This is a genomic window from Bradyrhizobium sp. ERR14 (assembly GCF_014198235.1).
Taxonomy (GTDB): Bacteria; Pseudomonadota; Alphaproteobacteria; order Rhizobiales; family Xanthobacteraceae; genus Bradyrhizobium.
Genome location: NZ_JACIHD010000053.1, coordinates 1 through 5,949, shown reverse-complemented (window position 1 = coordinate 5,949; position 5,949 = coordinate 1). Strand labels below are relative to the sequence as shown.

Below are 5,949 nucleotides of genomic sequence, written 5' to 3'. Positions count from 1 at the left end.
CAAACCAACATAAAGGGTCATCACATGCTCCTCGTTTGCACTGAGGAGAACATTCTACCTCAGCCTCGAGCGCGCGATTAGGCCATGTGGTTGATCAGATAGCCCTCCCGCTTGAGCAGAACATGCAGCCGCCGATAGCCGAAGCGGCGGCGTTCATGGGCAATCGCCTTCATGCGCTGGCGAATGCTGGCACGGGTCGTCCGGTATCTCATCGTCATGCGGCAGCAGCCGATGGCTTTACACGCCCGCCGTTCGCTCATCCCGAATGCCTCTCGCAGATGGACGACAGCTTTCCGTTTCCCGGCGGGCGTCACCACTTCTTTCCCAGGAGGTCTTTCAGCGCCGCGTTGTCCAGCATGGCGCGTCGGCCAGGAGCCGCTTCAGCTTCGTGTTCTCGTCCTCCAGCGTCCTCAGCCGCTTGGCCTCGGAGACATCCATCCCGCCGAACTTGGCCTTCCATTTGTAGATGCTGGCGTCGCTGACGCCATACTTGCGGCACAGATCGACGACCGAAACGCCGGCCTCGTGCTCCTTCAAAATCCCGATGATCTGCTCTTCCGAAAAGCGGCTGCGCTTCATGCTCTGGTCCTTGTCGTGGGCCAGAGCGAACTTCAAACTGGATTAAGCCCGTGGGGCAAGGTCACAAGCGATCTCCGAGATCAGGTGCGTAATCGGCTCAAAGAAGATGGAATCTGCATTAAGCGGTTCAGCGCGGAAATTGGTTGGGGCGTTTATTTCTGCGGGGCGCCTCAGCGGCGGACACACATCGACATGATTGCGAGGGCGGTTGAGTATTTCGGGGGCCGGCTGGTGATCGACTGGCAGGACGAGTGAGCTTTGATGATTCCCATTTGCGAGCGGAGGGCTCTTCGCGTTGAAAAGTTCGGCGGAAACAGGCTTGGGTCCAAGCGCGAGGCCACTACCAGTCGCCCTTTAACGACGTCTGACTAGGCCCGCTCCGTCAAGCCCCCGAAGCCGAGGAGCGGGCCTTTTTAGGGCCTGTAGCAAATGGTTAGAGCCGGCCGCTCATAAGTATCCGGCCGGTGAAGCTTTCAATTACCCACAAACTTTCCTCCGACCAAGGCACCTAAAGCAATGTCGGTGAGGCGCGACAGCCCGCGCCACATGACGTATTGCCGGGCGTCGGATCGCTGGCGCGGGCGAGATAACCGCCGAGCCGGGCGATCTTGATGAGATAGTGCGAAAGCATTTTTTGTCCCGCTCTTGGCTTGTCGTTGACGAGGCGATCGAGCACGCCGATTTCGGTCGCGGTCAACGCGAGGGTCGGCGTCGCATCTGGGGCAGAACGGTTGAGCATCGTCATCCAGAAGACCCGCCAACTCAGGATGCAAAAGAGCGAGATCAGATTGGTCAGACGTTGGGCGGTCCTAAGCTTCGACGCCTCAGCTTTGCAGCCTGATTTGAGGATCTTATGGAACACCTCGATCTTCCATCTCAAAGCATACCATTCAAGCTTCTCAATGGCGTCGGTGCGGGAGCTAACGGGCAGATCTGTGATCAGCTTCCACTCGATTTTCTTTCTGTTCTTCGGCGTCACGCGCTCTTCGGCATGGATCTCCGTCAAGGTCAGCGCGGGATAGCGCTTCTGCTTTCCGATCGGCGGCAGGACGCGAATCTTGCGATATCTGATCTCGAGGACGGCTTCATCGGGATCGCCGTTGTTGTTTCTGACGTCGATGCAATGCAGTCCCTTGACGGCGACCTCGTCCATTTCGTCGGCGATCGTGTGATCTCCATCCCCAGCCAAACGGTCAACGCAAGTCCTAGTCACAAATGCGTTCCTACTTCTCGAGCCGCGCAGAACAGCTCATAGATGTCGCTCTCGCGATCACCGACGTGAACGCATCGTCCTGGATCGCCCAGCAGCCCCGTGGATTGCTGGACATTGTCCAGCCACCGAATGCTCTCCTTCTTCTCGATGGGAATGCGCGTCGGATTGATCGTTTTCTTAAGCGCGGCGGTCCCCTTGAATTTCTTCCGGGTCCAGAATTTGACCGCCGTCAGTCCAAGCGGCAGCCCTTCGGTCGTCACCGCCAGGCTCGAGTGCATCAGGATGCCGCAAACCGTGTGCGATCTCAGGCCGCCCGCCTTGTCCCGGCCGCTGTTTATGCTTTTGGTGATCCCGATCGCGTCCGAGCTCTCTCTCTGATAGCTGAACTCGGTCGTATCATGGAGCACTAGAACAGGACCGTCGGTGCCAATCGTGCGCTCCCGCGTCGATTGAAAGTGGCCGGCCAGAATGTCCGCCTCACTGACCCGGTCGTTGGAGAAAACACGATACGCAGCCTTGGTTTTGGCCCAGTCCTGGCACACCAGCGGAATGCTTTCTCCCATCGCGCTCCCGATCTGCGCTACCAGTTTGCGGAGCCGCTTGTTCAGGCGCTCGTCGGCAAGGCTGCAGCCAGCGAGAGCTCGCGATCAAACCAAGCGTCGGCTTCTTCGTCCATTGGCACCGCACCCTGCGAATCGGTGCCAGACAAGGAATCACGGTCGATTCCTGCGATGCAATGGTTTGTGCGCTCCCTCAGCCCGTTCGGCTAAATGTGGGTAATTGAAAGCGTCACCGGTCGCGTACGCTCATAATGGTCTCGTTGCTGGTTCAAGTCCAGCCGGGCTCACCACTAACTTGGTAAAATGTGCGAACACCGAAAGAGTGACTCGATTCCTCTAAACGCGCCAAGAAACGGACTCGTCGTGTTCCAAGTAAACCCTACAAGCACGCCACTCGAATCGGTTGGCTCCTCCGTGGGTCCTCTAGAAGCGCGCGTATGCGCGCTGCGATCTTCCGTGCCTCCTCAGGCCCGGGTTCGAGCTTCACGCAATCGAGGATGCTGAGCAGCGCCTGGGCCTCCTCAGCATTAAACGTCGCGACTTGTCGATCTGCCAGGCTCAAAGATTGATTGGCCGCCCGGGCCTGATTGGCTGCAAGCACCGCAAGCGCCTGCGAGCGTAGGGAGGTGGTGTGTCGCTCCAACGTGTGCATTCCGTTTTGACCTGCAAGGTGGCGTCGCAAGCGATGGGGCCAGCCCGTCCTCGAAGACTGAGGCTGGCCACCTTTGCTCCCGAGAGGCTGAAATTCTCAAGATGCTACCAATTTGTATTCTGAGAACAGTTGGAGAGCACCTACCAGCACGAGGGGGTTGCCGCATCCCCGCGTGCCTGTATAAAATGCTCGGCCTGTAACTGTTCGAGCTGGCTCCGCTCATAGGAGTAACGCCTTGCCCAGGACCGAAGTGGCAATCCAAGCATTCACGGACTACGTCCGTAGGCCAAGCCATACACCGGCAGAAGACACGTACGGCCCACAGCGAACTAAAGAACAGCTGGCCGATTGGCGATCCCGGGTTGAAGTTATCCGCTCAAAAATGGACGCGGTGGCGGATTGCCTGCTTTCGACCTTATCCGAATTCGAGGCGCTCAGACGCGAGATGGGGACAGATTTTCCCGCAACGCCACCCGCTTTACTTAACCGTGTAGCGGACGCATTTTTACACCGTGGTTCGGCGGATGCCCGACCCTCAATCAGGACGGAGCCGGATGATGCCTAGCACATTCTCGCTGCACAAGATCGACGAAGCTATACGCGACCTCGAAGAAAAAGTTGCTCACGGTGCAGAAATCAGCCGCAAGGAGCTGGCGAGCAGCATTCTGCGGATTACGAAGCGTCTTCGAGATGAACTCGAAGCGACGGTCACGGTAGTCGATAGCCTCAAGGATCACACCGGACTCACGGTGGCAGCCGCGCGACCTAAACAGCGGGAACGTTAGCGGCCACTTGACTCGACGCTTGGAAGTGGACCAATAAAGTGCTGTCCCTGCCACTCGCTAGTGACTTCTACGCAGCCAGCCTCAGCGACGAAAGAAGCTGACGGGGATACATCATCCCGACGAATGCCCTAGCGCAACTACCAGGATAGGGCGGTGACTTGGCGATCAGTCCCGGATCGTAGGCAGCACGGGCGCGGCGCGCTGGCGAAAGTCTCACAGGCATCCCATCCGAACCGGCTGGTACACCGCGACGCTCATTGGAACGAGGGCACGAAATCACCATCGGCCCCTTTGGCCAGTGCCCACGGCACTAACCAGCATTATTGAGGATTGGATTGAGGGCGTCATCATCTTAACCGACAACGATGAGAACCTGGAGGAGATTGCCGCGCTTCACTAGGGCAACGGGCCGACCTGTATGGCGCAACCTGACCGAAATCCCGCGGTGATAGTGGAGCGGGCGCCACTACGTCTTGGCTGACGCGCGGAATTTTTCAGCATTCTCCGCGGCCACAGCTAAGGATCGAGATAACTCACGTGCCTGCCCCGCCGTCACCTGGAGGTGAACGCCGACGACGCTCGCGATGGCAATGGAGATTTCATCATCTATCTGCTCAACTATGATGGCAGCCGACTTGTCGATCTCGATCTCGGCAATACGTCCAATGATAACATCCTGTTCATTCGCCATCACGACACGGCCTCCATTTGTGGTCGGTTCGGCTGGAGGTGCAGCGGCGGGACCCTATCCGTAGAATCGAATCAAAAGGCGGATAGCAAAGAACGCCCCCGCAGCTACCACTGCCGTCATGGCTATCGCGAAAGCTATTCTAGCGGCTTGGATGGTGATCTCTTGGCGTTAATTCGAGGGGGGCGATCTTGGTGGGCAGATTCACATGCTTCCGCCCCTTACGAGTGACGGTCGCGATGAGGCATTATCGCCGAAGGCGAACTGCGACGCACCTACCAGGATGGTGGGTATTATGAAGATTTACCGGCCTTGCTGTGGCAATACCGTCCGCTCAATCCTGCCTTTTGACATACTGAAGGAACACACCGGCAGGACAATTTGCCTTACACAATCGTCTTTACACAACACCTCCACCCCAGCCACTGACAGTCCTTTCTGCGGCGAGCGGCCACAGGCCTACCGTGGTATTTTGCACCATTGCCGCCATCTCCACCGTTGAGGCCAGCAGTGCCATTCAAGGCCCGGAAAGCTACGGGTCCAACCGCGAAATCGCGATCGGCCACAAACGGTAGTCGTCCGGAATTCCCTCAACCTGAGGATCGCTCTACAGAATTTATCGCGATGGTTATTGGGTTTCGGAATAATGTGGGAAGCGCCAACAAGAATAACGGAGAATGAGGGATATGAGCCTGGAGCGCCAGTACCGAGAGCTAAAGGATTTGCAAGAAAAGGTCCGTCAACGGGAAGGGAAGAATTGGTCCCGGCGGTCCCTCGAAAGGCAGTCGGTGTGGCGAGAGGTTCTTCTCTCAATTCCGGGACACATCACCTCCGAGCCATGCCTGGTGCGTGATCTATCCAGTAGAGGCGCTGGCATTCAGCTTAACGGACTCACGCTTCTGCCGACGGAGTTTTCGCTTTCTTTCGATGGGTTTCGCAGCACCTCTCCTTGTCGCCTCATGTGGCGACAGGGAGACTTCATCGGGGTGGCGTTCCAAAACACGGACCGTTATTCAGCCCTCGTGGAGCCAAATACGAAGCCTGTTTTGCGGTAGTAGCGCCTTGCGTCAGCTTCCCGCACCGAGAAAATGAGTAGTTGCTAAATCGCGCAAATTGAGATGAATACGCCCCCTGGCTGGAGGCAAAGCCCCAGAGGCCGGCTATGCCAAGGACCATTCGTGAACAGCTCGAAGAAGTGGAGCGAGATATCACGCTTTACAATGAATTCGCAGAGGCTGAGAAAGCTCGCTTCAAACTTGAGTGTTTCCTTTGGACCGCGAAAGAACGCATCGAATGGCAGGAGACGCAGCGTTCGATTGCCGAGTACCTCAGGGAGCTCCACGACAAGCGCATCTTGCTTGACGAGCTTGAAGAATGACCTAGCAGTCTGCTGAAAAACTATCGTTTTTGTTCGATTTCCGTGATTCACTGATTTGCGTTGGATCTCGGAGCTTTGGATGCGTGGCAAGTTC

At 57.2% G+C, this 5,949-nt stretch carries 6 protein-coding genes and 1 pseudogene; 3 read left to right on the top strand and 4 right to left on the bottom strand.

The window, feature by feature from the left end; all coding sequences use genetic code 11:
* Positions 1-86: 86 nt before the first annotated feature.
* The 3 genes and pseudogenes from GGD62_RS40355 to GGD62_RS41420 all read right to left on the bottom strand — a co-directional run.
* Positions 87-579 (bottom strand): annotated as a pseudogene (locus GGD62_RS40355) (transposase); the annotation flags it as partial.
* A gap of 508 nt (positions 580-1,087) precedes the next feature.
* Positions 1,088-1,732 (bottom strand): transposase, encoded by a 645-nt coding sequence (locus GGD62_RS41425; RefSeq protein ID WP_246800579.1) that lies wholly within the window; start codon positions 1,730-1,732, stop codon positions 1,088-1,090.
* Between the two features lie 56 nt (positions 1,733-1,788).
* Positions 1,789-2,379: a transposase DNA-binding-containing protein gene (locus GGD62_RS41420; protein ID WP_246800581.1), complete on the bottom strand. Its 591-nt coding sequence runs from the start codon at positions 2,377-2,379 to the stop codon at positions 1,789-1,791.
* A 1,182-nt stretch (positions 2,380-3,561) separates the two neighbouring features.
* On the opposite strand from GGD62_RS41420, the gene GGD62_RS40345 reads away from it, so the two are divergent.
* Entirely contained in the window at positions 3,562-3,789 is a 228-nt protein-coding gene (locus tag GGD62_RS40345; RefSeq protein ID WP_246800578.1) for a hypothetical protein, read from the top strand.
* A 466-nt stretch (positions 3,790-4,255) separates the two neighbouring features.
* Here GGD62_RS40345 and GGD62_RS40340 read toward each other — a convergent pair whose 3' ends face one another.
* Positions 4,256-4,480 carry a hypothetical protein gene (locus GGD62_RS40340; protein ID WP_109146016.1) on the bottom strand — a complete coding sequence of 75 codons (225 nt, stop codon included), beginning with the start codon at positions 4,478-4,480 and terminating at the stop codon, positions 4,256-4,258.
* A gap of 674 nt (positions 4,481-5,154) precedes the next feature.
* On the opposite strand from GGD62_RS40340, the gene GGD62_RS42070 reads away from it, so the two are divergent.
* Together GGD62_RS42070 and GGD62_RS40335 are read left to right on the top strand one after the other, a co-directional pair.
* Positions 5,155-5,532 carry a PilZ domain-containing protein gene (locus GGD62_RS42070; RefSeq protein ID WP_409333999.1) on the top strand — a complete coding sequence of 126 codons (378 nt, stop codon included), beginning with the start codon at positions 5,155-5,157 and terminating at the stop codon, positions 5,530-5,532.
* 107 nt (positions 5,533-5,639) lie between these two features.
* On the top strand, positions 5,640-5,855 hold the full coding sequence (locus GGD62_RS40335; protein ID WP_183714800.1) for a hypothetical protein: 216 nt from the start codon (positions 5,640-5,642) through the stop codon (positions 5,853-5,855).
* Positions 5,856-5,949: the final 94 nt, after the last annotated feature.

Excerpts from the sequence above, each read along its gene's own strand:
- GGD62_RS41425 (WP_246800579.1), bottom strand. The coding sequence starts at position 1,732 with ATGGACGAGGTCGCCGTCAAGGGACTGCATTGCATCGACGTCAGAAAC.
- GGD62_RS40345 (WP_246800578.1), top strand. The coding sequence starts at position 3,562 with ATGCCTAGCACATTCTCGCTGCACAAGATCGACGAAGCTATACGCGAC.
- GGD62_RS40340 (WP_109146016.1), bottom strand. The coding sequence starts at position 4,480 with ATGGCGAATGAACAGGATGTTATCATTGGACGTATTGCCGAGATCGAG.
- GGD62_RS42070 (WP_409333999.1), top strand. The coding sequence starts at position 5,155 with ATGAGGGATATGAGCCTGGAGCGCCAGTACCGAGAGCTAAAGGATTTG.
- GGD62_RS40335 (WP_183714800.1), top strand. The coding sequence starts at position 5,640 with ATGCCAAGGACCATTCGTGAACAGCTCGAAGAAGTGGAGCGAGATATC.